Origin of the sequence: Sulfitobacter sp. SH22 (assembly GCF_965641905.1) — a bacterium.
GTDB lineage: Bacteria > Pseudomonadota > Alphaproteobacteria > Rhodobacterales > Rhodobacteraceae > Sulfitobacter.
The window spans coordinates 3,524,601-3,549,850 of sequence record NZ_OZ282573.1; the positions used below are offsets into that span (position 1 = coordinate 3,524,601).

Annotated in this window: 22 protein-coding genes and 1 pseudogene; 13 read left to right on the plus strand and 10 right to left on the minus strand. The window is 54.4% G+C overall.

Features of this window, described 5'->3' with window-relative positions; all coding sequences use genetic code 11:
• Nucleotides 1-27 precede the first annotated feature (27 nt).
• The 4 genes from ACSQ13_RS19205 to ACSQ13_RS19220 form a co-directional block, all read right to left on the minus strand.
• On the minus strand, nt 28-300 hold the full coding sequence (locus tag ACSQ13_RS19205) for a hypothetical protein (protein ID WP_295511672.1): 273 nt from the start codon (nt 298-300) through the stop codon (nt 28-30).
• Between the two features lie 713 nt (nt 301-1,013).
• Nucleotides 1,014-1,592, minus strand: coding sequence for a TRAP transporter small permease (locus tag ACSQ13_RS19210; protein WP_295511670.1), 579 nt, complete (start codon nt 1,590-1,592; stop codon nt 1,014-1,016).
• Between the two features lie 64 nt (nt 1,593-1,656).
• Nucleotides 1,657-2,928: a TRAP transporter large permease gene (locus ACSQ13_RS19215; RefSeq protein ID WP_295511669.1), complete on the minus strand. Its 1,272-nt coding sequence runs from the start codon at nt 2,926-2,928 to the stop codon at nt 1,657-1,659.
• A gap of 116 nt (nt 2,929-3,044) precedes the next feature.
• A complete protein-coding gene (locus ACSQ13_RS19220) occupies nt 3,045-4,085 on the minus strand; it encodes a TRAP transporter substrate-binding protein (protein WP_295511667.1) in 1,041 nt (346 codons plus the stop codon).
• Nucleotides 4,086-4,261: 176 nt separating this feature from the next.
• Between ACSQ13_RS19220 and ACSQ13_RS19225 the strand changes: the two genes are divergently transcribed.
• The 5 genes and pseudogenes from ACSQ13_RS19225 (at nt 4,262) to ACSQ13_RS19245 (ending at nt 10,479) form a co-directional block, all read left to right on the plus strand.
• Nucleotides 4,262-5,722 (plus strand): PLP-dependent aminotransferase family protein, encoded by a 1,461-nt coding sequence (locus tag ACSQ13_RS19225; RefSeq protein ID WP_295511665.1) that lies wholly within the window; start codon nt 4,262-4,264, stop codon nt 5,720-5,722.
• Between the two features lie 13 nt (nt 5,723-5,735).
• A complete protein-coding gene (locus ACSQ13_RS19230; protein WP_295511663.1) occupies nt 5,736-7,064 on the plus strand; it encodes an epoxide hydrolase family protein in 1,329 nt (442 codons plus the stop codon).
• Nucleotides 7,061-8,545, plus strand: coding sequence for an aldehyde dehydrogenase (locus ACSQ13_RS19235; protein ID WP_295511661.1), 1,485 nt, complete (start codon nt 7,061-7,063; stop codon nt 8,543-8,545). Before ACSQ13_RS19230 ends, ACSQ13_RS19235 begins: the two co-directional genes overlap by 4 nt.
• 130 nt (nt 8,546-8,675) lie before the next feature.
• Entirely contained in the window at nt 8,676-9,704 is a 1,029-nt protein-coding gene (locus ACSQ13_RS19240) for a YeiH family protein (RefSeq protein WP_295511660.1), read from the plus strand.
• Between the two features lie 142 nt (nt 9,705-9,846).
• A pseudogene (locus ACSQ13_RS19245) lies at nt 9,847-10,479 on the plus strand (tyrosine-type recombinase/integrase).
• A 204-nt stretch (nt 10,480-10,683) separates the two neighbouring features.
• Here ACSQ13_RS19245 and ACSQ13_RS19250 read toward each other — a convergent pair.
• The gene (locus ACSQ13_RS19250; RefSeq protein WP_295511659.1) at nt 10,684-11,232 is read right to left on the minus strand and encodes a hypothetical protein; all 549 of its coding nucleotides are present in this window, start codon (nt 11,230-11,232) and stop codon (nt 10,684-10,686) included.
• A 15-nt stretch (nt 11,233-11,247) separates the two neighbouring features.
• The gene (locus ACSQ13_RS19255; RefSeq protein WP_295511657.1) at nt 11,248-11,808 is read right to left on the minus strand and encodes a TetR/AcrR family transcriptional regulator; all 561 of its coding nucleotides are present in this window, start codon (nt 11,806-11,808) and stop codon (nt 11,248-11,250) included.
• Nucleotides 11,809-11,878: 70 nt separating this feature from the next.
• On the opposite strand from ACSQ13_RS19255, the gene ACSQ13_RS19260 reads away from it, so the two are divergent.
• Nucleotides 11,879-12,928, plus strand: coding sequence for an alcohol dehydrogenase family protein (locus tag ACSQ13_RS19260; RefSeq protein WP_295511655.1), 1,050 nt, complete (start codon nt 11,879-11,881; stop codon nt 12,926-12,928).
• A gap of 264 nt (nt 12,929-13,192) precedes the next feature.
• Here the strand turns inward: ACSQ13_RS19260 and ACSQ13_RS19265 are convergent, their stop codons facing one another.
• The gene (locus tag ACSQ13_RS19265; protein WP_295511653.1) at nt 13,193-13,630 is read right to left on the minus strand and encodes a hypothetical protein; all 438 of its coding nucleotides are present in this window, start codon (nt 13,628-13,630) and stop codon (nt 13,193-13,195) included.
• Nucleotides 13,627-14,187, minus strand: a complete 561-nt coding sequence (locus tag ACSQ13_RS19270) for a hypothetical protein (protein WP_295511651.1) — start codon at nt 14,185-14,187, stop codon at nt 13,627-13,629. Before ACSQ13_RS19270 ends, ACSQ13_RS19265 begins: the two co-directional genes overlap by 4 nt.
• 848 nt (nt 14,188-15,035) lie before the next feature.
• On the opposite strand from ACSQ13_RS19270, the gene ACSQ13_RS19275 reads away from it, so the two are divergent.
• The 6 genes from ACSQ13_RS19275 to ACSQ13_RS19300 all read left to right on the plus strand — a co-directional run bounded on the left by ACSQ13_RS19275 (nt 15,036) and on the right by ACSQ13_RS19300 (nt 21,775).
• Nucleotides 15,036-17,693 (plus strand): SMEK domain-containing protein, encoded by a 2,658-nt coding sequence (locus ACSQ13_RS19275; RefSeq protein ID WP_295511650.1) that lies wholly within the window; start codon nt 15,036-15,038, stop codon nt 17,691-17,693.
• 11 nt (nt 17,694-17,704) lie between these two features.
• Nucleotides 17,705-18,067, plus strand: a complete 363-nt coding sequence (locus ACSQ13_RS19280) for a hypothetical protein (RefSeq protein ID WP_295511648.1) — start codon at nt 17,705-17,707, stop codon at nt 18,065-18,067.
• Nucleotides 18,051-18,449, plus strand: a complete 399-nt coding sequence (locus ACSQ13_RS19285; RefSeq protein WP_295511646.1) for a hypothetical protein — start codon at nt 18,051-18,053, stop codon at nt 18,447-18,449. Before ACSQ13_RS19280 ends, ACSQ13_RS19285 begins: the two co-directional genes overlap by 17 nt.
• Before the next feature lie 134 nt (nt 18,450-18,583).
• Entirely contained in the window at nt 18,584-19,489 is a 906-nt protein-coding gene (locus ACSQ13_RS19290; RefSeq protein ID WP_295511686.1) for a radical SAM/SPASM domain-containing protein, read from the plus strand.
• A gap of 310 nt (nt 19,490-19,799) precedes the next feature.
• Nucleotides 19,800-21,146: a plasmid recombination protein gene (locus ACSQ13_RS19295; RefSeq protein WP_295511645.1), complete on the plus strand. Its 1,347-nt coding sequence runs from the start codon at nt 19,800-19,802 to the stop codon at nt 21,144-21,146.
• Nucleotides 21,147-21,298: 152 nt separating this feature from the next.
• Complete coding sequence (locus ACSQ13_RS19300; protein WP_295511644.1) at nt 21,299-21,775, plus strand: hypothetical protein; 477 nt, start codon at nt 21,299-21,301, stop codon at nt 21,773-21,775.
• 497 nt (nt 21,776-22,272) lie between these two features.
• On the opposite strand, the gene ACSQ13_RS19305 is transcribed toward ACSQ13_RS19300, so the two are convergent.
• Nucleotides 22,273-23,688 (minus strand): sensor histidine kinase, encoded by a 1,416-nt coding sequence (locus tag ACSQ13_RS19305; RefSeq protein WP_295511642.1) that lies wholly within the window; start codon nt 23,686-23,688, stop codon nt 22,273-22,275.
• 168 nt (nt 23,689-23,856) lie between these two features.
• Here ACSQ13_RS19305 and ACSQ13_RS19310 point away from each other — a divergent pair, with 168 nt between their 5' ends.
• Nucleotides 23,857-24,564 carry an acyl-homoserine-lactone synthase gene (locus tag ACSQ13_RS19310; protein WP_295511640.1) on the plus strand — a complete coding sequence of 236 codons (708 nt, stop codon included), beginning with the start codon at nt 23,857-23,859 and terminating at the stop codon, nt 24,562-24,564.
• 139 nt (nt 24,565-24,703) lie between these two features.
• Here the strand turns inward: ACSQ13_RS19310 and ACSQ13_RS19315 are convergent, their stop codons facing one another.
• On the minus strand, nt 24,704-25,156 hold the full coding sequence (locus ACSQ13_RS19315; RefSeq protein ID WP_176251264.1) for a CoxG family protein: 453 nt from the start codon (nt 25,154-25,156) through the stop codon (nt 24,704-24,706).
• Nucleotides 25,157-25,250: the final 94 nt, after the last annotated feature.

Here is a 25,250-nt window from a genome sequence, read left to right on the forward strand (position 1 = left end):
GGTCATCCTCCAGTCTTCATAGTTGGATCAAATAGATGACGCCGGGCCTTCTGGCGTCAAACAAAGGTGTTGGGCAGGGTTAATCGTACTCCGTTCTTTGAAATCTATTCGGTGAAAAAGCATACCGCCAACTATCTCAACGAAATATAAACGATAAAGACGAAAAAAGCGTGACCAGACAAAGGCATAAGGGTAGCCTGAACATCCGTCGTCAGGCGTCGCCGTCTCTGCCTCCCGCTTCTGCGAGAGCTTCCGGACTGCGGCTTCTGCGAGGAGGTCGATCAGTTTGTCGAGTGGCATTGGCGGTTCCTTTCCTGTTGGGCATCAAGCAACCGGCAGCGTGGAACCCCCGAGACCCCGCACAAGGGTGACCATAACGCCCGCAGGGAAATCCCTGCGGGCGTCTTTACGTCAACGGATGCAAAATGCAGCGGAAATACACAGGCATATTGATGCCGACCGCGTCCTCAAAACGCAGACCAAGCGTCGTAGGGCTACCCTCACGCATAGCAGACACTGAAGCCTGTCGCGGCGAAAGGCAGGAACGAGCCCACACCGGACCTGTTGATTTTGTGCTGCGTGCGCTCGCAGCGTAGTAATTGCTGCGGCAGCGTAAATTACTACGCCGCTGCGCGGCAGGAAAACCGGTCATTCATGCGAACCGCAGTGGAAACGACACGCTCAAGGATCAAGTCGCGGACTTTGTTGCCGTTCGTCCTGAAAACCCAATGACTGCTTCATTTGTAGACCCCATCATCGAGGCGTAGTGGAAAAGTTGAAACACAGTTCTGGGACCTGATCCTCCGCTTACTTGGTGGTCACCTGTTTGATCACTTAAATCAGCCTACAGTGAACTGGATTGAGTGCTGCAAATCAAACCAGTGTCAGTTGTTTCTGGTCCAATTTTGTGGCGACCTGCAGCTGTGCAATCTCCCTCCAGTAGCTACAAGCGCGATGGTTTCCTACGTACGATCATCGCGGAAGCAGTCGGACACTCCCCAAAAAGCGGCAAGTCAACTGGGGTCGGGCGCTTCGGAGGCATCGAAGTCGCTGGCGTGTTCATAGGTACCAGCCTTTAATCGAAGGCTATCCTCCAAAATGGATGCCAAGGCCGCGACGCTGACAAGGAACCCTGAGATTGGGACAATGCTGATTGCATAGCTCTTTGGCATGTAATTCGGCTTGTAGACAAAGCTGCCATCTTCCCAAGCGAAGTACCACATTTCCCAATATTTGCCGCCCATCGTGGAAACAGCTTCAACCCCGTAGATGATCATCACGATACCCAGCCCGAAGATCACCACAGACCAAAACTGTTGAATGACGAAGGCGACTCTGATCGGTAGCCAAGAATATATCAAGTCTAGGGCGATATGGTCCCTGTCGCGAACTGTCAGCGCAAGGGCGATGAAAACCAGCCAGATATTGCTAAGAACCGTCAAAAGGTCCCCCCAGACAGGCGGATTTTCAAATACATAACGCATGACGACGGTGTAGACCGTGAAAGCAACCATCAGCAGCAGCAGAACAGCGCAGAAAGCAGTGAGGGTTTTCTTGACAGCGCGGTCGATGAACTTGAAGGCGGTTAGCATCGGGAAGCCCCCAAGATCAAAGCTGTGATGGCGATAATGGTGGGCATATAGACGTGATTAAGTGTCATTTCACGAACCCCAAAGCTTTCGGCAGGAACATCGTAATGTCGGGTACAACAATCAGCACGAATAGCAGCGCGAAGAGCGCCACGAGGTAAGGCAGCATCGCAACTGCGACCTTCTCAAGTCTGACGTTCGCGATTGCTCCGGCCGTGAAGAACGCCACTCCGACAGGAGGCGTCACCGAGCCGATCAAGAAACCGACAACCACGACCAGTGCCGCCTGCACATCCGGATAACCTGCCTTCACCATGACATCTACAAGCACCGGCCCTACGACGATGATATTAGCCGCTGAGTCCATAACCATGCCCAAAAGACAGATGAATAGAACCAGGACGAGCGCGAACAATAGTGGGTTGTGAGTATAACTCAGAAGCCATTGTTCGAGATCGTTGATCGCCCCCATTGAGGTCAGCAACCAGCTGAATGGACCAGAGGCCGCGATGATGATAAACACCATTGCCGAATTGCGAAAGGCTCGGACAAAGGCGCTCTTGCAATTTGTCCAGGTAATAGTGCGATAGACGAAAAGCCCAACAGCCAGCGCAATGGTTGCCGTCAGTGCACCTGCTTCGACCACCCCCGCAATACCAAACACGACAGATCCGACCAGAACAACCGGAATAAGCAGCGCAAAAGAGGACTTGTAGCCCACGACCATCACCGCTTTGAGGCTGAATGGCTCCTCGCTCCGCTCAAAATTATTGCGGCGCGCGATGATGTAGTTGATGACCATCAGCAGCGCGCCGATCAGGAGGCCCGGAATGATTCCAGCCGCAAAAAGGGCACCTACGGAAATGCCTCCCGCATTCGCGAGCACGATCATCATGATCGAGGGCGGGATAATTCCACCGATGGTGGAACTGACCGCCGTGATCGCCGCGGCAAACGCTGGAGGGTAGCCTGCCTTTTTCATCGCGGGCACCAGCAGGGACCCGACGGTAGCTGTGTCAGCGACGACCGATCCGTTCATGCCTGCAAAAAACATGCTGACCAGGACATTGACTTGCGCCAAGCTACCCCGTGCACGCCCGATCAGGCGACGGCTTAGCTCGACCAACCTGTCCGTGATCGTAGCACTGGTCATTAATTCACCAGTCAACATGAAAAACGGAATGGCTGTAAGTGGAACCGAGTCGATAGCGCTGAACATCTGACTGGGGATAAGGATCATCGGCGCTGCGTCGGTGAGCAGGATGTAGACCACCGGGATCATGATCAGTGTGAATCCAACAGGTGCACCGAGCAATATCAGCATCACCAGAACGATCATGAGCACTATGCTTTCCATCGGGGCCTTGTTCCTGTTCAGTTTGGCGAATTGAAATGTGGTGAGCGAATTTCGCGGCGCAGAATTAGGGTCCCACGCCGCGTTTATTGTGGAATGCCCTAGAGCGCCCCGGCTTCTTTCAATTGAGCGATGAAATCATTCATCCCCTGCTCTTCGAGAACACGAGTGGCCGTTTCAGGATCGAATGTGCCTTTGGCATTGATCCAAGCATCGACTGCACCTGCGCGCCACAACGCGATTTCTTCCTCGGTTGGAACATACCACTCCGTAACTGCTGCCTTGATTATGGCCTCGCCGTCGGCAACCCACTTGCGGTCAAGTTCCTGCTGGCTTTGACCAAATGCATCAGCGGCGGTGTGAAGCCATTCGCGCTCTTGATCGGTCAGCGCGTCATACTGGCGTTTGTCCATCGACAACTGGTTGCCAGACCACGAACCATTGATTTCGGTAAAGAACTTGGCAACTTCGTGTAGCTTCGCGATTTCCTGCCAAGGAGTCGCCACATACTGACCCGAGACAACACCGGTCTGAAGGCCTTGATAAAGTTGGGTCCAGTCATATGGGACCGGCACGGCACCCCAATTGCTGATCAGAGTGTATTCAATCGGGCTTTTGGTGACGCGCCATTTGATGCCCTCCATGTCCGAGGGCACATGCACGGGACGCAGGGCATTTCCGAGCTGACGAAATCCACCGCTTGAATAGACTGTCAGGCAGACATGGCCTGACTCTTCAGCGGCGATTTCACATTGCTTCTTTGCCAACCACTCGGAAGAAATTCTGTCTGCGTCTTCTGCGGACTTAAAAATGTAGGGCAAATCAAAGATCGACAGCGAAGTACCAAAGCTTTGAAAGTTGGCGGTCGAGCTGGTCCAGAGTTGTATCAGCCCTTGATTGGCCTGCTCGCCACAAGTCTGCTCACCGCACAGCGAACTGCGATAGTGTGGCTCAATCCGCATCTGACCGCCGGACACTTCTTCCAGTGTCGGCATCAGCGCCTGTTCGATCCCATCGCCGATGGGCATGCCCAACTGACCAACGGTGCCCAGCTTCAACACCATTTCTGCGCTAGCACCCTGCGCCGATACAGCCATGGCAGTTGCAATTGCAAAAAGTTTTCCTACGGTTTTCGTTTTCATGTTTTCACCTTCCTTTGACAGAGATTTCTTGGGTGCACTGTTTACCGCCGCGGTCTTCTTTGAAAGTGACAGATGAAGTGAATGAAGAGGACAGAGCGGCGTAAATTTGAGCGGAAGCCAGAAAGTCGGGTAAGGTGCAAAGCCATGGTAAGCCACTTTGTCAGGGAGTCGCCTCGTTGAGTTTAACCGCCCCAAAATTTCTAAGGCTACCGAAGAGTTCGACGCTGAGCCTGCGCGATCAAATTTGCGAGGTAGTGAGCGCCGCGATTACCGCTGAGTCGTTGGCACCGGGGCGTCCACTTCCCTCTTGCCGCGAACTCGCAGAGCAGTTTGGTGTTTCACGAAACACGGTTTTCGCGGCTTACAACCGTTTGATCGACTTGGAGCTTCTGATTTCCCGCGACCGCTCTGGCTATTTTGTGAATCCGCAAATGGTCTCTTTGAAAAAGGCAAGCGAGATCAAAGCAGACGACAACACTGCCGCTCTCTGCCCAGTTGTTTTTCAGCCCAATAACCTGATGCCGGTGGTCAATCCTCTGGACTGGAACAGCTATCCGTACCCATTTATCTATAACCAGATCGACCCTGAACTGTTCCCCGTCGATAGCTGGCGCGAGTGCACAAGACAGGCTTTGGGACGCAAACAGATGCCTACTTGGGCCAACGATTCTGTCGAAAGTGACAGCCCCCAACTTATCCAGCAACTGCGGCAAAGGTTGCTGAACACACGTGGCATCTATGCCGAAGAGGACGAGATCCTGATAACGCTTGGCTCGCAAAATGCACTCTTCATACTTGGCACCATATTCGCGCCGAACAGGAAGCCCGTGGCGCTCGAAGATCCCGGCTTCTTTGGCGCGCGCAACGCCTTCCGTTTGTCTGGCAACGAATTAATTGGCGTTCCTGTCGACAAGGATGGGCTGATCCCATCGGCCATCCCCAAGGGATGTCAACTGGTCTTCACCACACCAAGCCACCAGTTCCCGACCATGGTAACCATGAGCCAAGGACGTCGCGAAGAACTGATTGCATCGGCGACAGAGAAAGACTTCATGATCATCGAGGACGATTACGAAGCAGAGATGAACTATGTCACCAAATCTTCACCGTCCTTGCGTTCGATGGATCAATCCGGCCGTGTTATCTACGTCGGTAGCCTGTCAAAAACTGTATCTCCTGGTCTCAGGCTTGGTTTCATAGTCGCCCATCGGGACATTATTCGCGAGGCACGCGTTGCACGCGGTGTAATGATGCGGCACCCGCCGACCATCGTTCAGGAAATCCTAGCTCTGTTCTTCCGATTGGGCCACTATGATGCCCATCTGCGCAATATCGAGCGGCGTTATGAAAAACGCTGGCACGCAATGACCACAGCCCTGAGCAATCATCTTGGCATGTTGCAGCGAACCGCGTCCAAGGGTGGGACATCGTTCTGGCTGACGGGTCCTGAGGGGTTTGATGCAGCGGAATTGGCTCTGCGCCTGCGCGCACGCGGAGTCTTGGTTGACAGGGGGCGGGACTACTTCCTCAACTATGACAATAACAGAAGCTTCCGCTTGGGATTTGCCTATGTCCCGGTGTCAAAACTTGAAGCGGGCGTCCGGATTATCGCTGATGAAGTTCTGGCTGCACTGTAGCTTCCTTTTTTAGGTGAAATCCAACTGTCCCTTCGAAAGGCCGCACCTGTCTCTCGTGGCAAGTCCTCGTTTCCAGTTAACTGGGTTTCTATATGCAAGGGCAAAAAAGGCCTTTGACCTAATTAACTCGGTTCTAGGAGGCAGCCTTTTGTTGGATCGAATAAAGACCAATCCCAAGTTGATACCGTTCACCTTCCAAGTCTCAGATGAAGCTCTTGAGAGCATCCTTAAGCGGGTCGCTAATTATCCATGGCACTACATGCCGGAGGATGGCGGTTGGAACTACGGTACCAACATGAACTATCTCAAAGAGCTTTGCGCCTATTGGGTCGATGGCTTCGACTGGCGCGCGCAGGAGGCGCGCATCAACAGCTTTTCGCATTTCAAGACTCCGGTCGACGACATCGACATGCATTTTATCTGTGAGCCGGGCAGCGGGCCTAACCCGATGCCCCTGATGATCAGCCATGGCTGGCCCGGGTCAGTGGCCGAGTTCTTTCATTTAATAGAACCGCTGGCCCATCCTGAACGGTTTGGTGGCGATGTCAGCGATGCCTTCACCGTCATCGCGCCATCCTTGCCCGGCTTTGGTTTTTCCGAACGCCCCCAGCGCCCCTACGGCCCGCGAAAAATGGCGAGCGTCATCAATTCCTTGATGACCGACACTTTGGGCATCGACGGCTATCTCGCACAGGGCGGTGATTGGGGCGGCGCGATCTGTTCCTGGCTGGGCTATGATCACGCGCCAGCCTGCGCGGCTATTCACATCAATGTCTTGACAATGCGCCATCCCGACGGGCCGCAAACGCCCGAGGAGGTGGCTTGGGAAGAACAATTCGACCGTGATCAGATCATGCAGAACGGCTATCGCACTCAGCAGGCGACCCGTCCGCAAACGCTAAGCTATGCGATGATGGACAGTCCGGTGGGCATTGCGGCTTGGCTGGTGGAAAAGTTCCATGACTGGTCGGATGTGCCGGTAGGAGACATTGAAAACGCGCATTCCAAGGATGAGCTCCTGACCAATATTATGATCTATATCGCCACGCGCACATTCAATTCCGCATCCTGGATCTATTATGGTCGGCGCGAAGAAGGCGGGCGCATTCTCTCGCCCGATGGTGCCCGCGTCGAAGTGCCGACCGGCTGTGCCGTCTTCCCGAAGGAAATGCTGCGCTGGCCGCCAAGGTCCTACGCCGAGCGCATTTATAACATCCAACATTGGACAGAAATGCCCCGCGGCGGCCATTTCGCAGCGATGGAAGAACCCGAAATGCTGCTCAACGACATTCGCAAATTCGCGCGCAGCCTGCGCAAACAAGACAACGGAGCCACCCGATGACCATGACACATGCCGACTTCCAAGCCATCGCCGCCAAGCTGAACCCTAACGGGCGGGCCTATATCGACGGCAAATTCTGCGATGCAGCCGATGGCGACAAATTCGAGACGATCAATCCGGCAACCGGGAAGGTTCTGGCCGAGGTTGCGCATTGCAAAGCGGCGGATGTTGACCGTGCCGTTGCCGCTGCCCGCCGGGTGTTCAACCAAGGTACCTGGTCGCGGGCAGAGCCGGAACATCGCAAGGAAGTGCTGTTGAAAGTCGCCGCCCTCGTACGCAAACACACTAATGAACTGGCGGTTCTTGAAAGCCTTGATACCGGCAAGACCATCACCGACTGCCTGCATGAGGTGGGCACCGAAGTGCCGAAGTTTTTCCAGTGGTACGCAGAACTTGCGGACAAGACCTTTGGCAAGATCGCACCCACCGGTCCGGGCGCGATGGCGCTGATCACCTATGAGCCTGCCGGTATTGCAGGCGCGGTTCTACCCTGGAATTTCCCGCTGGTTATGGCCGCCTGGAAAATTGCGCCTTCGCTTGCGGTCGGATGTTCTGCAATAATCAAACCAGCCGAACAAACACCGCTGACCACCCTTCGTCTGGCTCAGTTGATGGAAGAGGCCGGCGTTCCGTCGGGCGTCATCAATATCATTCCGGGCTATGGCCATACCGCAGGCCAGGCAATTGGCTTGCACAATGACATCGATACCTTGTCCTTCACTGGCTCGACCGAGGTGGGCCGGATGTTCATGCGCTATTCCGGCGACAGCAACCTCAAAGGCGTTGGTCTTGAGATGGGCGGCAAGAGCCCTTTTATTGTGTTGGATGATGCGCCGATCACCGATGATCTGATCGAACACGCCGCCATGTCGGCGTTTTGGAACGGTGGGCAGAACTGCTCGGCTAATATGCGCCAACTTATCGCAGCACCTCTGGTCGAAGAATTTACTGCCCGCGTCTGTGAGAGGGTCAAAACCTTCCGTCTTGGCGATCCGCTGGACCCGTCAACCGATATCGGCTCGATGATCACCAAGGATCACAAGACCATGGTGATGGATTATATCCAGAGCGGTATGGACCAGGGCGCGCGCAAAATCATGGGCGGCAACAGCGACCTGCCCGGCTTTTTCATTGAACCGACCGTGTTTGAAGCTGTTACACCCGACATGAAAATCGCTCGCGAGGAAATCTTTGGCCCGGTGCTTGGGATCATGTCGGTCAGATCGGATGCCGAAGCGCTCGCGATTGCGAGCGACACCGAATACGGCCTGCACGCGACTGTATTTACGCGCGATATCGACCGAGCGCTACACATGGCCCGTTCGCTGCCTTGCGGCACAGTGTCGGTCAACGGCTTTTCCGAAGGCGATATCAAAACACCGTTCGGCGGCTACAAAATGTCAGGTTCGCTAGCCCGCGACAACGGCACCGAAGCATTGGCGCAATATATGCAGACCAAGACGATCTGGATCACTACTTAGTAGGAACCTGCTTCCAAGATTGTTTTGTCCAACTATTGGGCTGCCTCGCAGATCGAGGTGGCCTAATTTCTCATTCTAAACCATGTGCCTTCAGCCTTGGGAAAACGCACACTAGACAAAGGTTTTACCAATGCAGCCCGTTGTTCCTGCCCTTAAGCTTCTTCAGCGATTTAGCGCCTTTACGCGTGAGAATGGCCAAGGGTTTCTTGTGTCCTTTGTCGTCGCCGCGGCCGCCCAATTTCTGTCAGAGCACTACGGCGCGCCCGCCATGCTCATGGCGTTGTTACTGGGGATAGCATTCAACTTCCTGGGCGAAGATGGAGCCTGCAAAGCCGGGGTCGCATTCACCTCCCGCACGGTGCTGCGCCTTGGCGTAGCGTTGATGGGCGCTCGGATCAGTCTCGACCTTATGGTCGGGCTCGGATTTGAGCTGATTGCGCTCGTTGTCGTAGGGGTAATCGTGACCATTTTCTTCGGACTCCTCGGCGCGCGGCTTCTGAATCGCGGTTGGCGCTTTGGCCTGCTGACAGGTGGGTCAGTGGCAATTTGCGGAGCCTCCGCCGCGATGGCAATCTCGGCAGTTTTACCCAAAAACGAGCAGTCCGAACGCAACCTGATCTTTACCGTTCTGTCAGTTACGGTTCTGTCAACCATCGCAATGATCGTCTATCCGATCCTGTGCGAGCTTTTTGCGTTCAGCCCCGAGGTCGCGGGCGTGTTCCTTGGCGGAACCATTCATGACGTGGCACAAGTGGTTGGCGCTGGTTTTTCTGTTTCGGATCAGACTGGCGAAGTCGCCACTCTGGTCAAGCTGATCCGCGTGGCCATGCTTGCGCCAGTTGTGCTTGTCATTTCCGTTCTGGTCCGCCGCAGTGCTGCTGCGCAGGAGAGTGACGAGAAACGCCCGCCCATCCTGCCCCTGTTCGTCATCGGGTTTCTGATCTTCGCGGCGATGAATTCGGCGGGTCTGATCGCAGCATCTATCGTTAACGCCATGTCCAGTTTGTCTCGCTGGGCACTTTTGGTTTCGATTGCTGCAGTGGGCATGAAAACCTCACTCAAGCGCATCCTTGATGTTGGCAGCCAAGCCATTATTTTGATTGTCGCTGAGACGATTTTCATAGTTGCATTCGTGTTACTTGGAGTATTATCGCTCTGAACGTTGTCGATTAGCCGCCTTTTGCTTTCGCAGAAACGCATGGTGGTGCTTCAGCGGCGAAGCCGACCTTCGTTTTCAAGCTATAATACTTCGTCAGCGCTACGTTGATGTTTGGGCTGGAGGGTTGGATGGAGGGCAAACCATGCCGAGAGTCTAACTTCCCGCCGTCACCCCGAAACGCAGAGCTTGGAACAAGGGGCGCCTTGTCGGGCAAAAGCGACCGTTGCTTCCCAAGCAGGTCTGGGCCATCCGCGCGCGCTTAGAACTCGCGGGCAATCTTCGCGATCTAGCTTTGTTTAACGTCGCAATCGACAGCAAATTGCGCGGTTGCGACTTGGTCGCGCTCAAGGTCGATGATCTTATCAGGGATGACAGAGTGCGGGAACGCGTGTCGGTCGTTCAAAGCAAAACGAAAAAGCCCGTGCAGTTTGAACTGGTTGAAAACACGCGAGAAACTGTGACCAACTGGATCGATTCTCCGGAAATGATGGGATGCCAATTTATGTTCCCCAGCCGTTTTCATGATCGCCCGCACATATCAACACGCCAGTATGGGCGCTTGGTTCAGGATTGGGTTGTTTCGATCGGTCTAGAACCAAGCGGCTATGGCACCCACTCCATGCGCCGAACGAAGGTGGCGGAAATCTACCGCAAAACTGGTAACCTACGTGCTGTTCAGCTTTTGCTTGGCCACACCAAGGTCGATAGCACAGTCCGTTATCTGGGGGTCGAATTGGAAGACGCCTTGAGTATAGCTGAACGGATCGACATCTAAGAAACTTGACGAACGGTAGGAGCCGTTCGTCATTTCGAAGCGGTCGTGATCGTTTGATACTGACAACGGCAGCGCTGAGCCCACTTTACCGACTTTCTGCATCGCGGCGAATGCCTGCTATGTAGCCAGAGGCCAAAACCGAACGTTATTTAAAAGAGACTCATCTACGTACATGGGCGGTAGTATGGCCAATTATACGATGCGTCAGCAGAATTCATCCATATCCACTTTCCGGCGGGCCATGGCGTAAAAGTTCTCCATGCTAAACTCTACCTCCTCACCGGTAGTCCAGTCGAAGAGCGAGCGTTCTATTTGCGTCAGTGGGCCTTCATAGACGTGAATGGCGATGCTTTGTTCACTACCATCCGCCGTGATCGCATGGATGGCATCGGGGCCAAGGCGCACGACGTCTCCGGCTTTGACCAGTGTGTTACCGCCGTGGCGTAGCTTGCCGGGCGCGCGTTTGTAAAGCACCTCAACCTCGGTGCCGCGGTAGACTGCAATATGCACGCCCATGCCATGTTCATGCGGTGCAAAGACGACATTGGGGTCATACCGGCAAGTCCAGATCGAGCAGGTCTCGTCTTCGAAGAACATGACTTCATCCTCCTCCAAGGCGGCGATTGCGTCTGCCATCAGAACCTTGCGGGACTGGCTATCTTGCAGCAGTTCGCGAATGGCCGATTTGCGATCCTCGGCTGCCGCTGCTTCACGAATCTGCACGACAAAGTCTTTCAGTATTTTCTGCGTCATCTTTACTCTCCCGTATCAGGTTTGGTGCCAGCTCTCTAATTCAGAATGTTGCTGGCCATCGCCTCGGCAAATGAGCGCGCCCAGTACTTTTGCCGCTCTCACAGCCTCTTCGCCACGCAGGGGCCAGCTTTGCATCAATCCCTCTACAATGACCGAGATTTCGCCTTCGCGGCCAATCAACCCTGATGCATTGGCGGCGCGGTCGGCCATCTCTGCCTTATGACGATTCAACAGCCTAAGCAGATCTTCATCTTGAGGTGAGGAAGCGACAGCTGCGTGGAACAAACAGCCGTGCGTTGTTTCCGTCTTCATCCACTGCGCAACGCGATCAACGATGGTTGCTAAGGGCAATCGGTCCGCGTTCTCGGTTTCGGAGAAAACATGCGCCATATACCGGCAGTGCCGATGCTGCAACGCCCGAAGGATCATCACGTCGCGCGAGGGAACATATTTATAGAGTGTGCGAAGGCTTACCCCCGTCGCTTTGCGAAGGGTCTCGATATTGGGTTCGGCGAAACCATGCCTTGCGAAAGCCTGCTCCAGCCCGGCATCTATCTGGTTTTGAATATCCGTCATCCTTGACTTAGTAGAGTGATCCCTCTACGTCAGCAAGTAGAGTTATCATTCTACCCAGAGGAGCCCACCCATGTCATTGCCTTCCAAAATGAGCGGCGTCGTGTTGACCGGACACGGCGGACCGGAGAAACTGGAATGGCGTGACGACCTGTCCGTGCCGACGCCAGGTGCGCGGGACGTCGTGGTCAGGGTCAGTGCCGCCGCCGTCAACAATACCGACATCAACACCCGATTGGCGTGGTATTCAAAGGGCGACGGCGAAACCGACGATGCAAGTTGGTCGGGCAAGGCGCTGTCCTTTCCCCGCATTCAGGGTGCGGATATGTGCGGGCACATCGTCGCCGTGGGCGATCAGGTCGATCCTGCGCGTGTCGGTGAACGGGTGTTGATCGAACCCTGCATTCGCGAGGCTGACGGCGAAATTTTGCAAACTCCCTGGTATTTCGGGTCCGAATGCGATGGCGGTTTTGCCGAGTTTACACGGGTCGCGGCGCGGCACGCTTACCGCGTTGAAAGCAACCTTAGCGACCTCGAGTTGGCTTCGTTCCCTTGCTCCTATTCCACCGCCGAAAACATGCTGACACGCGCCGCCGTCAAGTCAGGCGAAACCGTGCTGGTGACAGGGGCTTCCGGCGGAGTGGGATCGGCGGCTGTGCAACTGGCGTCGGCCCGTGGCGCGCGGGTCGTAGCGGTCACGAGCGCCAGCAAGGCCGACAAACTGAAAGCTCTCGGCGCGGATCAGACTCTTGACCGGGATGCGGATTACCTGTCCGCCCTTGGCGCGGGACAGGTCGATGCGGTAATTGACCTTGTCGCCGGCCCGAAATGGCCGTCGCTTTTGGACGTACTGCGCCCCGGCGCCCGCTACGCCGTCGCCGGGGCGATTGCAGGACCGATTGTCGAGTTGGACGTGCGCACGCTCTATCTCAAGGATTTGAGCTTCTTCGGTTGCACTGTTCTGGAACCGGAGGTCTTCGGAAACCTTGTCAAACTGATAGAACGCGGCGACATAGCCCCGCTGGTCGCCGAAACCTATCCACTCCGCGAGATCAATGCTGCTCAGGACGCCTTCGGCGAGAAGGGGCACATCGGTAAGATCGTTCTGAAATTGGACCAATAGACCGCCGTATCGGTAAAGCCGACCTTGGCGGTTGGTTGCTGAACGGCAGTTAAGTCCCGCACACTCGCCGTCCAGATCGTCCGCAGCGGACGTCTGCAATTTTCGCTTGTCTCCCATTTCTATTGCAGCTTGTAATTCGGACGCGCCGACCTCTGTAGCAGCAGAAGGGTCGTCGGCGCGTCCTGACTTTGCTTGATCCGGGCAAAGCCGGGGCCGGTGTGTCCAGCCTCAAGGGGCGGCGCGCGGGATGCGCGCCGTCCAGGCTCAGGGTTTTCGCTTGCTGAACGGCAGCACCTTACCGATGGTCTCGACGTCGAGGACCGCGTCGATCCGCTCGCACAACGTAGTCAGCTCGGTTCGCACGGCCGCCATGTTGACGGCGTCCTGCGTCCAGACCGTTTCGACCCAGCTGTTGCCCGTCACATCGCAATCGTGATCGGACCACAGTTCCACGCTGACAGTTGCGTCGTCGATCTCGGCGTCGAGATGTCTGATGAGATCGGACAGGTCCCAGGATACGCAGGACTTGAGAATATCCCGACGTTCGATGGAGCCGATGATCGCCTGTGCTTGCGCCTTGGCGTCGCCGAAGAGTAGATCCTGCGTGATCTGGCGGAGTGCCGGCAACGCCAAGCGGCTTTGGGCCAGCGCGTCGGCAGCGAGCGTCTCCACCGACAGGTCAGTTTTCGCCAACGCGGTCATGTCGCGGCCCCTTTACGAACTGTCCGCGGTGGCAATTCCCGATACTCAACCGTGACCCCGCGCATCGGGCGGAGGCCCAGCCGCGACCGGCGTCGCCGGGTGCTGAGCCGCTCGGTCGCGATGTCGCGCAGGGCGTGGATGCGACCGCGCACGGTGTTGAGACGCTCCAACTCGCTGCCCACCAGGCGGCCCATCACCGGCGATCCGCTGTCGGCGATGGTCACGAAAGCTGAGTGCGTCAGCGGCACCAGGAGACGTCGCGCGCCGACGAACCGGGTGGGCTCATCGAGGCCGGCGGCGACGTAGGCGTCGCGTCTGCGGACGTGGATCTCCTCGCCGACATTGGCTTTCCGACGCGACGTCGTGCCGTAGGCGATGACGGCGTAGCGCGCACCTGCGATGGTTTCGATGTCGAGCACAAGGCAGGGCCGCGCCTTGACCTCGGCGTCCTCGCCGCCCTCGGACAGCGGAAAGCGGAACAGGACGATGTGCCCGTGGCTGAGGTGATCGCGCCAGGCGTCGGTCATCACGGCGGGGAAAGATACTGAATCAAGCATTGGAAGCTCCTTTGGATTTGGGTTTGCGCCGCGCCCGTTTCCGATCCCTTCCGTCTCCGGCCGAGGTCTTTCGTCGTGCGCGCCACCCGGCACGCGCACGTCGAAAGAGCCTTGGCCCCTTTCCTGAATGCTCCCGGTCTCGATCATTCCCCACGCGTCATCGGGAAGAGCGTCGAGAAGGGTGTCCCGTCTCGACCCCTCGCGCGGGCAGCGTGCGCGAATGGGGGTCCCGGGGGAGAGGTGCGCAACATCTCCCCCGGGTCGTCGGGGCCTTGGGGGTGGGCGAAACCACCTTCCCAAGTCCGTCGGAAGACGCCGGCAATGATAATGGGGGGTGGAGGGGGAGTGGCGAACGGTCCCCTGCCGCGAGGGGATGCAAGGGGGCGTGCGCAGCGCTCTCTTGCTCGGGCTGAAAGCCTCCCGCGGAAGGCGCCCTCGGAGAGCGGGGTTCGGGGCGGCGCCCCGACGAACGACAGCTGGAATGCAGGGGCCGCAGGCGCCGGAATGCCAGCTAATTAGTGAGTACGTACCTGTGCGGAAGTTTGAACGGTTTTAAGTTCGGACGTTCGATGCGTCTCACTTGCGCAAGCCATTTCCGGCCCATTGCTGCCGTTGAACGCCCAGCTTAGATGCCGCAGTTGCAGCCCGCATTGCAGCCATTCGCAAAACACGCGACTTTTTTGTACCTCGGTAACGTATAGTTGCTGCCAGAGGTTCCGAACTCCACGATTGGAAATTGACGTTTGCCGACCAGTGATGTTCCCTGAGACAGGATGACGGAGCGATCTGAGACCAGACCCTCGCTCAAATTGCTAAGTGCCTTAATTTCGAAAGGTAATTATCCCCCCATGAGAAGACAGGAACTCCTGATAAAATCAAGCGGACTACTAGCGCGATTCGCCTATGATGTGCGCGTGAAAAACTCGATGGGCCTTTTTGACATAAACACAATAGCAGAAGACCTGTTGGTACCAGTCTTTTCTGTCGTGTTCGATTGTCCAAATCTCCAGAACCAAAATAAAATCCAGATGAATTTTCCGGCGGTTGATCTGGGCTGTTCAAAAAGCAGAGTTTCGCTGCAAATTACTTCCGACGGCTCGAGTGGAAAGGCTCTGAAGACGGTGGAGAAGTTTGAAGAGCACGGCTTGGGAAGTGAATTTGACCGCTTGCTAGTCTACGTTCTGACAGAGAAGCAGGCGAGTTATTCGTCTAAAAAGCTAGCAAAAGCTGCAAGAGATTGCTCCATAGATTTTAGCCCTGAGCGGGATATACTGGATCATCAAAACCTATCTAATCTATTGAGCGAACTTCCGGAAGAAAAATTGGAGGCCGTCGCAGACATTCTGGACCGCTTTTTTGCCGCCGAAGATACTGGCCGCAAATTTCGGGCAGAACTGAACGCCTTCTTAGAAGTCAGCGTAAAAAAGATCGAAGATGAAAAAATCTCCAAAAAGTATATTCCATCTGTTTTTGTCGAAACCACGAAGACAAAGGAAGAGATGAGATACTTCGCAAACCCGTTGTTTTTTTGCGAGAAAATCGACGATGCCCTGTCTGACTTCAATTTGGCAGAATACAATAGAATTCTTCAGCTTTCGCACCTGAAGCCAATTAATTTCGACCTAGCAACTACCATTTCATCTCCTTATCCAAACACGCTCTCGGATCTTTTTGGACGTCTGGCAACTCAGCTTGATGGCATTTCCCAGATGAAGGCGCACTTGCTTCCATACACTCACGAAGGACAAGCAGAGAAAACGTTCGGATCGCATGACTACTTGAGTGGTTATTGGGAGGTATTTAGGCACAGTCTGACATATGGCAGTATGGGCTTGGTTCGGTCCCTCGAAGGCATCCAAAAGATGGTTGAACTTGCACACGCAAAGATTTTCCTGGTCACAGGTATGGCGGGTCAAGGCAAAACGAATTTTATTTGCGACCTAGTTGAAAACCAATTCCGAAAGTTTGAAGTCCCAACGATATTTATACCCGCAAGAAGGCTGAACGATTATCCTGGACCAAATCGTCTGCTGTCCTACATCGCAAATAATCGTTATTCTCCTGAGTTCGGTGACCCGCATGAGCTCTTTCAACTACTTAATGCTGTCGCCGCCGACTTTGGAAAGCCATTCATAATCGCTATAGATGGTATCAACGAGGTTGGTGACCTGGATGGGTTTGTGTCTGAGCTCAGAGTCTTTTTGGAGGCCCTATGCCAGTACGAGTACATAAAGGTTATTATTTCCTGTCGAAGTGAATTCTTTGATCATAAGTTCTCAGGCCTATTTGAACCTCAGTTCTTAGGATTCATGCACCGTGTGCGAGATCTGAGAAGCAAAATGTCTGACGAAAACAAACTTCAGCTGCTTGCGTCCTATTTGGAGCACTTTAAGGTACGTGGTCGTTTGTCGACTTACGCTGAAAGGGTGCTACAAGACGACCTAATCTTGCTAAGGATTTTCTGTGATATCAACGAAGATCAGAAGGTTGGTTTCGTACCGGATATTTATAAGGGCGAAATCTTTGAGCGATACCTTATGACAAAGATTCAGGAGTTCCCCAAAGACAAGCAACAAGAGGCTATTTCAACACTCTACCAGGTCTGCGCGAAAATGTTGTCGGTAGGGGACTTCGCCCAAATTGCTCTGGACGGCTTTAGTATGGAGCAAAGGCAGATCATTGACGCTTTTGTGGGAGAAGATATCGTTCTCCGGAGGGAAGTTCCTCCGACTGGGCTCTCCTCTTTGGGCCTGTCCAACATCTCATTCACTTACGATGAGATGAGGGATTTTTTGTTGGCCCACTTTGTGATCAACCAATTGTCAAAGGACGACCCAGATGCAGTCACTACCATGTTTGGCAATATCAAAAAATGGCCGATCTACGAGGGCTTCTTTCGGTACGCGTATATTTTATCTCGCAAGGAGCTCAACGACCATGTGATAGCTCTCTGCGAAGCTAACGACGATTTCCAAACCCACTACCTTAACAATCTGCCAGTTCTGTCACCGGACATACAGTCTGAATCCGACGTCTCGACGGTGCATGAGCTGCTTGCCAAACCAGCCGCAGATCGTCAGCTTCGGAGACTGTTTTGGTTCCTTTTCAGGAAACGCGTCCTAACTGATCCTATAAATATTCAGATACTCTTGGATCATTTAGCTGGCCTCGAAGACGCGGGGCTAGAGGCATTTGCAAAGGCAGCTTTCTCAAGATCTGAAGGCTATCGAGATGATGAATGGCGGGATCAAATCGGCAGTTTATTGAAGTCTCTTCTTGGTTTAAGTCGCGAGGAACAAATCGGCGTTGGCGAGGCGGCCCTTGCAGTGTCGCTGTTCTTTGCTCCTCATGCGCGTTGGGACGAAAGAGAAGCGGTCAAGAACCTATTTTCCGAGAGATCCGAAGTACCAGAGTTTTCTGGTGCGTTAGACCGATGCGCTAAAACAAGTTCAGTGCGTGTCCGCGAATGCCTCGCCGAGATAGCAGAAGGCATCAGTTCGCAATGAGGGATCATGTATTGTTAGTATTACCCACCTCTTGGGAGCCAAACAGGCAGGCATTTCTTACGCAACTTGGGGTATCGGAAGGAGGTCTCGGCGAACAACTTTTCGGAAAGGTGTACAATGCTCTTTTTGTACACTCGACAGAGATGAGACGGGAGTTTGAACGCTACTACGCTGTCGAGTATGGCTCACCTGAAAACTATGCTCGAATTGTGCACGGGCTCGAGTTAGATGACGAAGAACTGGCCCATGATCAGATTTTTTTGGTTACCTGGTTGCCGCAGATTGTCGATGGAGATTATGAAGAGAACCAACTAGACACGGTTCTCGCCTGCATTGAAGAGCTTGAAAGGGCCAACAATGAAGCTAAAACTTGATTTTGTTTCAAATAGTTCGTCGACGTCCTTCGTCTATATCTCAGATAACGACTTCACTGAGGAGGTTTTCATGAAGGCCGTAGGTGTTGATCCGAACGGTCCTTTGGGAGAACTTTTCCGCGAAATGCATTATGAGATAATCTCCGGAATGCAATACGGTGAGACTATCGCGACGCCCGATCAAGCAGAACAGCTGGCAAACAAACATGAATTCACACCAGACGTAATTGACCGAATGAAAGAGGCCATAGCCCAAGGAAAATCGGTCTACACAGGCTCTCTCAGCAGCGATGGTCCGTTCGCAGAGTCCTTATTGTGTATGGAAATGTTTGAAATCAGATCTGATGAATTTTTCATTAACGCATTCAACAACTATTGGTAAATAAGATGCTCAAGTCTGTTCGTTACAGTAGTTTAGGCTACACGTCGTTCTTCAACCCAGAGACCGGATTCTTTGCAAGAATGCCCGACAAAGGAGAGCCTGATCCATTTTGGTCACCTCACGGCCCAGAGCTAATGGACATATCGATAACCAATTGGTGCGATAAGGGTTGTGTCTTCTGTTACAAGTCGTCGACTAAACACGGGCAGCACATGGCGCTGTCAGACTATAAAAACATCATCGATCAAGCTTCCGAAATGGGTGTCTTTCAGGTTGCCTTGGGAGGCGGAAACCCAAACCAACATCCTGATTTTATCGAGATATTAGAGTACACTGCTTCAAAGGGAGTTGTGCCGAACTATACGACCAACGGGCGCGGTCTAAGTCGTGAAATCCTGGAAGCGACCCGCAAACACTGCGGTGCCGTTGCTGTATCTGCCTACGAACCGTTCAATGAAACAGCTGAAACCATTGAGACGCTGACAAAGTGCGGTATCAAGGTCAACGTTCACTTCATTTTGGATTCGGAGAGCATTGACCTTGCAATTGCATGGCTTCAGGAGCCGCCAGCTTTTTTGTCAGGCATCAACGCCATAATTTTCCTAAACTACAAACCGTCTGGCCGGAAAGTCTTTGAAAAGAAGATGTTGCGGAACAGTGATCGTTTGGATGAGTTTTTCAAGCTGGCAACTTCAAGCCAGCGAAAATTAAAAGTTGGTTTCGACGCTTGTTGCGTAAGCGGGGTCTTCGCTCGAACTAATTCTAATACCAGCATGGTGGACGCATGCGATGCCGGGCGTTTTTCTATGTACGTCTCTGAAGACCTTTCGGTTCATCCATGCTCCTTCCAGAGCGGCCTTGCAGAGGGCGATAAGCTGACAGATAGCACTTCACTGCTAGAGATCTGGACGAAGTCAGAGAACATGTCATCATTTCGTAGTTACTTCGCTTCTGAACGCTGCGGCGGTTGCTCTCATCGCTCCACTTGCATGAACGGATGTCCCTTGTTCGACGACCTAGTTGTGTGCGGCAACCGTTGAGCTAGGACTTCGCGGCCAAGCCAAAATCTTGCAGTCGATGAACGTCAGCATATTTGTTTGTCGGAAGTTTCTTCGCACCTGCAGCTAATGACCGCTTCCCGCCCGCTCTGGTCATTTGTGCCGGGCGCTGCGCTTGTTTCATATTGGGCCGCAACGCATTCCAAACTTACCATCCTGTTCTGCTCCTTGGATTCAATCTTACGAACCATGAACGCTCCATCGTCACGACGCTATCCAAGTTCAGCTCCGGCGTTTCCCGATCCGTCGACATCCACCCAACTTCTGATCTCACATTTATTGGAGATCAAAGATGGATGGCTCAAGTATCAGGACAGACTACCCTGTCGTGCTTCGGTTCGAAGGGCTCTACCCGCATCAGCTTGCGGGCTACGAGAGCCACAGACTGAGAAAGGGGGGAGACCTCAGCCATATCGACCGGTCGCGGACGAAGCTGAACGGTCCGCCGCTGATCGGATCAGAGGATTGGGCGGCGCGGGCGCTCGCAGAGATCCGGGAGATGACGGCCGAGAACTTCGCCGCCGAGCTCGAGTCGCTCGAGAAGCGTAAGCGGAAGAAGGACGTCGAGCGGCGCCTTGTGGAAGGGCCGAAGCAACCTTGGCGGGCCACGCGGCACGGGCCAATGCGTGAAGTGATCCTCACGGTCAACAAGGATTGGTTCGACGGCGACGCTGTGTTCTTCGGCGACAATCAAGGCCAGCGCGAGGAGGATTTCGGCAGCCGGGCCATCACGTGGCTGAAGAAAAACTTCGGCGACGATGTGATCCACGCCCGAGCCGACCGGGACGAGGCCGCATACCATATTCACGCGGTGATCATGCCGCGGGCGACGGTGGAAATTGCCAAGCCGAAGGCGAAGATACCGACGGCGACGGCGACGCGACAGATGCTTCAGCCCTCGATCCATCCACTTATAAAGGATTACGAGGCCGCTCAGGACAGTGTCGGTCAGTGGTTCTCCGACCTCGGTTTGGTGCGGGGGGAGCGCCGTGCGGCCGCCATAAGAGAGGCCCGAGAGAACGGAGAGGAGCCGCCGAAACGTCGGTATCACGCGAAAACCTGGAAGTGGCGAGCCGAAGAAGAGCTTCGCCTGAAAGCCGAAGCAGAGGCGATGGAAACGGATAGGACGGCTCTGGATGATCGTGCCGTGCAAGTTGCCGAGAGAGAGGCTGAGGCAGAAACCGTGCTCGCAGTCGCAGAGGGCATAACGTCTGGCGCGTTCGTGGCAGGCGTCGATGGCAGCAAACCAGAACTCATCGACGCAGTCGAGCATCCGGCGTCCCCGACGCCGCATCCGACGCTCGAAGATCTTCGGAAGAAGTCGTCCAAGGGCGTCGCGAGGGCGTCAAACGCGTTTGCGCGCGCGTGGCAGCGTCTGTTCGGGGACGCCCGTGAGAGGGCGGAGGCCAAGGCGCGGGAGGGTGTGGCGACTGCGATGATGGAAATCGCCGAGGCCGACGACGTAATCGTCGAGGCGGCACTTCATCTGCCGAAAAAGACTCGATCGCTGGTGGCAGGCATTCGGCGGACGATCCCATCCATACTTCGCCGGTTGGAGCGTCGGACAAAAGGGTGGTCTGAAGGCTCGGAACAGACCCACAGCGAACTCCCAAAATCGGGAGATGAAGAAAAGTTTTGAGCTGTATCAGTCGGATACGCGATCACTGGAAAAAAGTTCGCGAAAACGACGACTCGATCAAAACGGGTCGCAACATATTCGGGTCAGCCCGAGAGGGTGCCCTCGAAACCCGGACCTCTGCGGAGGCCATCAAACCAAAGAAAGACACTGCCATGACCAAGTTTATCAATTCCGAATTCGCCGCCTCCAAAGCCACGCGCAACGAGCGCAAGCAGATCGCCCGACCCGAGGAATCCTCGGCGACGGAGCGCGCCGTAGCGTCTCTGAGACGATCCCTGGGGAAGGACCTCAAAAAGTCCGACAACAAGGAGCGCCAGATCACGAAGGCCATCAATGACACGATGCCCGAGTTCATCGCGGCAATGGAGGAAGAGGTGTTGGCCCCGTTCTTCTTTTCTTTGGAGCGTCTTGCGACATCGGCGAACCGCCGTCGCATCGCGTCGCACCCGCTTCGTTCCGACATCGTCGACGAGATGCACGAAGAGGCGGACGAGGAAGACGCTCTTGCCGCGGAAGAAGCGGAGCGGGTAGCCGCCGAGGAGGAAAAGCGCAATGCTGCTCACGATGAGAAAAAGACCGTGAAACCTACACCGCAAGCTGAAGCATCGGATGGCTCTTCCTCAGAGTGAGCGACACAGATGCGTCGGGACGCGCTCGGCGCCCTCTCCACAGGCCCCGTGGATCACTCAGCCAAGGAAAAGTTCGTGTGAGTCCAAATCCCCCTCCCGCAACCAAATACAGAAACACCCGCAGCTGAAACGCTGCGGGTGTTCTTGTTTGTGCCAGACGCAATATACAGCCGGTCCGAATGGTGAGCCGTCGAGGTCGAGCCGGATACTGGATATTCGTGTTTTATGAATCAAAACCGACAGCGCCCCGTTGAGGCAGAGCCTCGCAATGACCTGCTTTGGGAGAATGCTGCCGACAATCAGGCAGACCGGATCATCAACGGCAGATATCCTCGGGGGCAGCATATTCACCTTTGGTGACGGCCCGCGCCTTTTGCCATGACCGATCATTCTGACACGCCACCAACCTGACCTTCACAATTTGCCCGGGCGGCCCCTTAGCTCTGAGGGCAGGAGCCATACAGGCATAGCGTATCCAACTTGTATCGAGGTCGGTGTCACGCGGCTGTATGATAGGCTTCTGTTTCAGGTTCTTCGGCCAGTTCCTCTGCCATTGACTTCACAGTCACCTTAAAGGTCGTGCCGACGCCAAGCTCGCTCTCATAGCAGATCCGGCCTCCGTGCCCTTCGACGATACGTTTTGAGATGGCGAGACCCAAACCCGTCCCTTGGAACTTTCGCTGATCGCTTGAGTCAATTTGACCGAACTCTTCAAAAATCTGACGCTCACTGCCTTCTGGAATCCCGATGCCCTGATCCGCAACCGAGAGAACCAGGTTCTCGTCTTCACGTGTCAGCGTCACCCTGACAGTCCCGCCGGAGTCGGAAAACTTGGCCGCATTTGAAAGCAGATTGGTGATGACTTGCCCCAGCCGGTTTCCATCCCCTTTGACAAAGAATTGCTCTTCGTCAATTTTTGCTTCGACATCGACGCCCAAGGTTTTTGCATAAGGCTGGAAATTGTCGATAGCACCCGTCACGACCGAACCCAGATCAACGGGGGCGAGTTTTAGGGTGAATTTGCCTGCTTCCGAAGATTGCAGCAAAAGCAAATCCCCGACCAAATCAATAAGCCGGCTGCTGTTGCTGCGTGCAATGCCAAGAAGCCGGGCCATTTTTTCAGGAACTTCACCGATGGACCCTGCGTGAATAAGGTCAAGCGCGCCCTTGATCGATGTCAAAGGGGTGCGCAGTTCATGGCTGACCGTAGACAGGAAGCGCGTTTTTGCCTCGCTTGCTGCCAATGCGTTCTTGTTCTCTATCTCCAAGGCAATCTGGTTGTTGAGAAGGACGGAATACCCCTTGATGAAATTGCGGGCGAGTTCAACGATAAAGCCCAATACGAACACCACGGTGAACAGATTAAGCCACGTCTCGGATGCCAGAGGGGGGCGCAAAATCCAGACGTCACGGACGGCGATAAACATGATTGCGCTGACATAGATCGCCAGACGCATACACAACACAGGGATGAATTGATGGTTGTTCATGGTTGCGAAAATGGAGGCCGAGACGAGCAGGAACAGCGGAAGAAAGTGCCCGCCGTCCGTCCCTTGTTGAACTGCGATTGCGATACAGAAAAGCGATATCGTTACCGCGCTCAGGAAGGTCGTGGCATAGATCTGGTGCAACATCTTGCGTGGTTTGATCGTCCTTGCCTGACCCGTCGCGAGCATATGACGGAACAAAAGAAGGTCATAAACTTCACACAATGCAATTGCGCCAAGGAAAAACAGCGCGACGTATGTGTTATAGTAAAACCCTGCAAGGCTAATGGCCGCCAGATAAATGACCGCCCTTTGAACGAACAGGCTCTGTCCGACAGCGGCGTAGTCCTGCAAGCGCTTTAAAATCGAGCGCTGCTCTCCCAGACCGCTTGTCTTTATCGAAACGATGTTTTTCAAATTTTTCATAACGTGACGTCCCATCAGCCAACTTGGGCCATGCCGAGATAAGGTTCGATTTCATACTACTATGAGTGGAAAATTTGTTGCTATCATGGCAAAAGCATGTCTGAATACAAATTGTTAACCTTTGTTAACACTCTAAAAATTTGTGATTAAGGCACTGGGCAGCAACTGATGGGTTTCCAAACAATAAAAGCGTCACAAGGGACATCTTCCGTACAAAGTGGCGTCTCATACGAAGAAAACGTGAAGTCGCAAAATGCAATACCTGCGGTTCCGGCTGTTTCCGGCCGGATAGAAGAGACTGTTATCTCTGTGGGGAATCAGCATCGTTACGGTCAGCTTTTTATTGATAATCTGAAAGCCCGTAAAACGGTGTTCATCGACCAGAAGTCCTGGGATCTACCCCATACCGAAGGCATGGAATTCGACCAGTACGACACCCCCCAAAGCCGATCCGTCGTGATCCATGAATATGGTCGCGTTCTGGCGGGCGTCCGGCTGTTGCCGACAACAGCGCGCTGCGGGTGCTATTCGTATATGCTTAGGGATGCCCAGCTAGGTATGCTGCCCGATATTCCCGACTATGTTCTTTATGAAAAAGCCCCGGTTATGCCGCATGTCTGGGAAGCAACATGGCTGTTCGTCAACCACAACGAACCCGCCGACCGGCGACTGGTCATTCAAACCAAACTGATCAAGGCAATGGCGCGGGCAGCCACTGAGCAGGGGGCAACCCATGTGATCGGCATCGTCCCGGCGGTTTTTCAACGGTGGATGAACAGGCTGGGGCTCAGTGCTTTGCCGATGGGCCCGAAGCTTAACATCAGCGGCGACAACACCCAGGCTGCGGTTATGCATGTCGCAGGGCAGGTCGGTTAGGCTAGGTCGGGTGGCGCAAGGGAATGCCGTGTCGGGCCCCTAAAAACTGGCCTTTGAAATTACATCAAACCGCCGCGTTCTGCCAAAAGCCTGAGCCTTTGCCAGAACGTCGGTGTCGTGATGCGAGTCGTGGCCCCGCTTAGCCGACTTTCTCGGCATCCAGTACATCTGCAAAGCTCTTGAAGAATTTCGCCGCCAGCTTTTTGGCCGTGCTTTGGATCAGGCGGCTGCCCAGTTGAGCAAGTTTTCCGCCGATCTGCGCCTTGGCATCATAGGTCAGGATGGTTGTGTCACCATCTGCGACCAGCGTGACATCCGCCCCGCCTTTTGCATGTCCGGCAGCCCCGCCATTGCCCTGTCCTGTCAGCGAAAACGCATCGGGGGCGCCGCTTTTGTCCAGTTGAACGTCCCCGCTGAACCGCGCCTTTACCGGCCCGACCTTCAGCACGATCTTGGCCTCCAGCTCGGTGTCGGAATGCTGGATCAGCTCTTCGCAGCCCGGAATGCACTGGCGCAGGATTTCAGGATCGTTCAGGGCCGCATAAACCCGTTCTTTTGGTGCATTGATTACGATTTCGTCTTTGAGTTCCATGGTCTTACCTTTTTAACAGCAGGGAAATTTAATGGTTGCAAGCGTTTCGGCCTGTTCGGGTGTCAGCTTCCATTTTTGACGCAAAGCGCCAAGG

Excerpts from the sequence above, each read along its gene's own strand:
- ACSQ13_RS19270 (WP_295511651.1), bottom strand. The coding sequence starts at position 14,187 with ATGCTTGATTCAGTATCTTTCCCCGCCGTGATGACCGACGCCTGGCGC.
- ACSQ13_RS19290 (WP_295511686.1), top strand. The coding sequence starts at position 18,584 with ATGGACATATCGATAACCAATTGGTGCGATAAGGGTTGTGTCTTCTGT.
- ACSQ13_RS19315 (WP_176251264.1), bottom strand. The coding sequence starts at position 25,156 with ATGGAACTCAAAGACGAAATCGTAATCAATGCACCAAAAGAACGGGTT.
- ACSQ13_RS19205 (WP_295511672.1), bottom strand. The coding sequence starts at position 300 with ATGCCACTCGACAAACTGATCGACCTCCTCGCAGAAGCCGCAGTCCGG.
- ACSQ13_RS19210 (WP_295511670.1), bottom strand. The coding sequence starts at position 1,592 with ATGCTAACCGCCTTCAAGTTCATCGACCGCGCTGTCAAGAAAACCCTC.
- ACSQ13_RS19220 (WP_295511667.1), bottom strand. The coding sequence starts at position 4,085 with ATGAAAACGAAAACCGTAGGAAAACTTTTTGCAATTGCAACTGCCATG.
- ACSQ13_RS19305 (WP_295511642.1), bottom strand. The coding sequence starts at position 23,688 with ATGAAAAATTTGAAAAACATCGTTTCGATAAAGACAAGCGGTCTGGGA.
- ACSQ13_RS19300 (WP_295511644.1), top strand. The coding sequence starts at position 21,299 with ATGACCAAGTTTATCAATTCCGAATTCGCCGCCTCCAAAGCCACGCGC.
- ACSQ13_RS19295 (WP_295511645.1), top strand. The coding sequence starts at position 19,800 with ATGGATGGCTCAAGTATCAGGACAGACTACCCTGTCGTGCTTCGGTTC.
- ACSQ13_RS19265 (WP_295511653.1), bottom strand. The coding sequence starts at position 13,630 with ATGACCGCGTTGGCGAAAACTGACCTGTCGGTGGAGACGCTCGCTGCC.
- ACSQ13_RS19255 (WP_295511657.1), bottom strand. The coding sequence starts at position 11,808 with ATGACGGATATTCAAAACCAGATAGATGCCGGGCTGGAGCAGGCTTTC.
- ACSQ13_RS19240 (WP_295511660.1), top strand. The coding sequence starts at position 8,676 with ATGCAGCCCGTTGTTCCTGCCCTTAAGCTTCTTCAGCGATTTAGCGCC.
- ACSQ13_RS19275 (WP_295511650.1), top strand. The coding sequence starts at position 15,036 with ATGAGAAGACAGGAACTCCTGATAAAATCAAGCGGACTACTAGCGCGA.
- ACSQ13_RS19310 (WP_295511640.1), top strand. The coding sequence starts at position 23,857 with ATGGGTTTCCAAACAATAAAAGCGTCACAAGGGACATCTTCCGTACAA.
- ACSQ13_RS19235 (WP_295511661.1), top strand. The coding sequence starts at position 7,061 with ATGACCATGACACATGCCGACTTCCAAGCCATCGCCGCCAAGCTGAAC.
- ACSQ13_RS19215 (WP_295511669.1), bottom strand. The coding sequence starts at position 2,928 with ATGATCGTTCTGGTGATGCTGATATTGCTCGGTGCACCTGTTGGATTC.
- ACSQ13_RS19250 (WP_295511659.1), bottom strand. The coding sequence starts at position 11,232 with ATGACGCAGAAAATACTGAAAGACTTTGTCGTGCAGATTCGTGAAGCA.
- ACSQ13_RS19285 (WP_295511646.1), top strand. The coding sequence starts at position 18,051 with ATGAAGCTAAAACTTGATTTTGTTTCAAATAGTTCGTCGACGTCCTTC.
- ACSQ13_RS19260 (WP_295511655.1), top strand. The coding sequence starts at position 11,879 with ATGTCATTGCCTTCCAAAATGAGCGGCGTCGTGTTGACCGGACACGGC.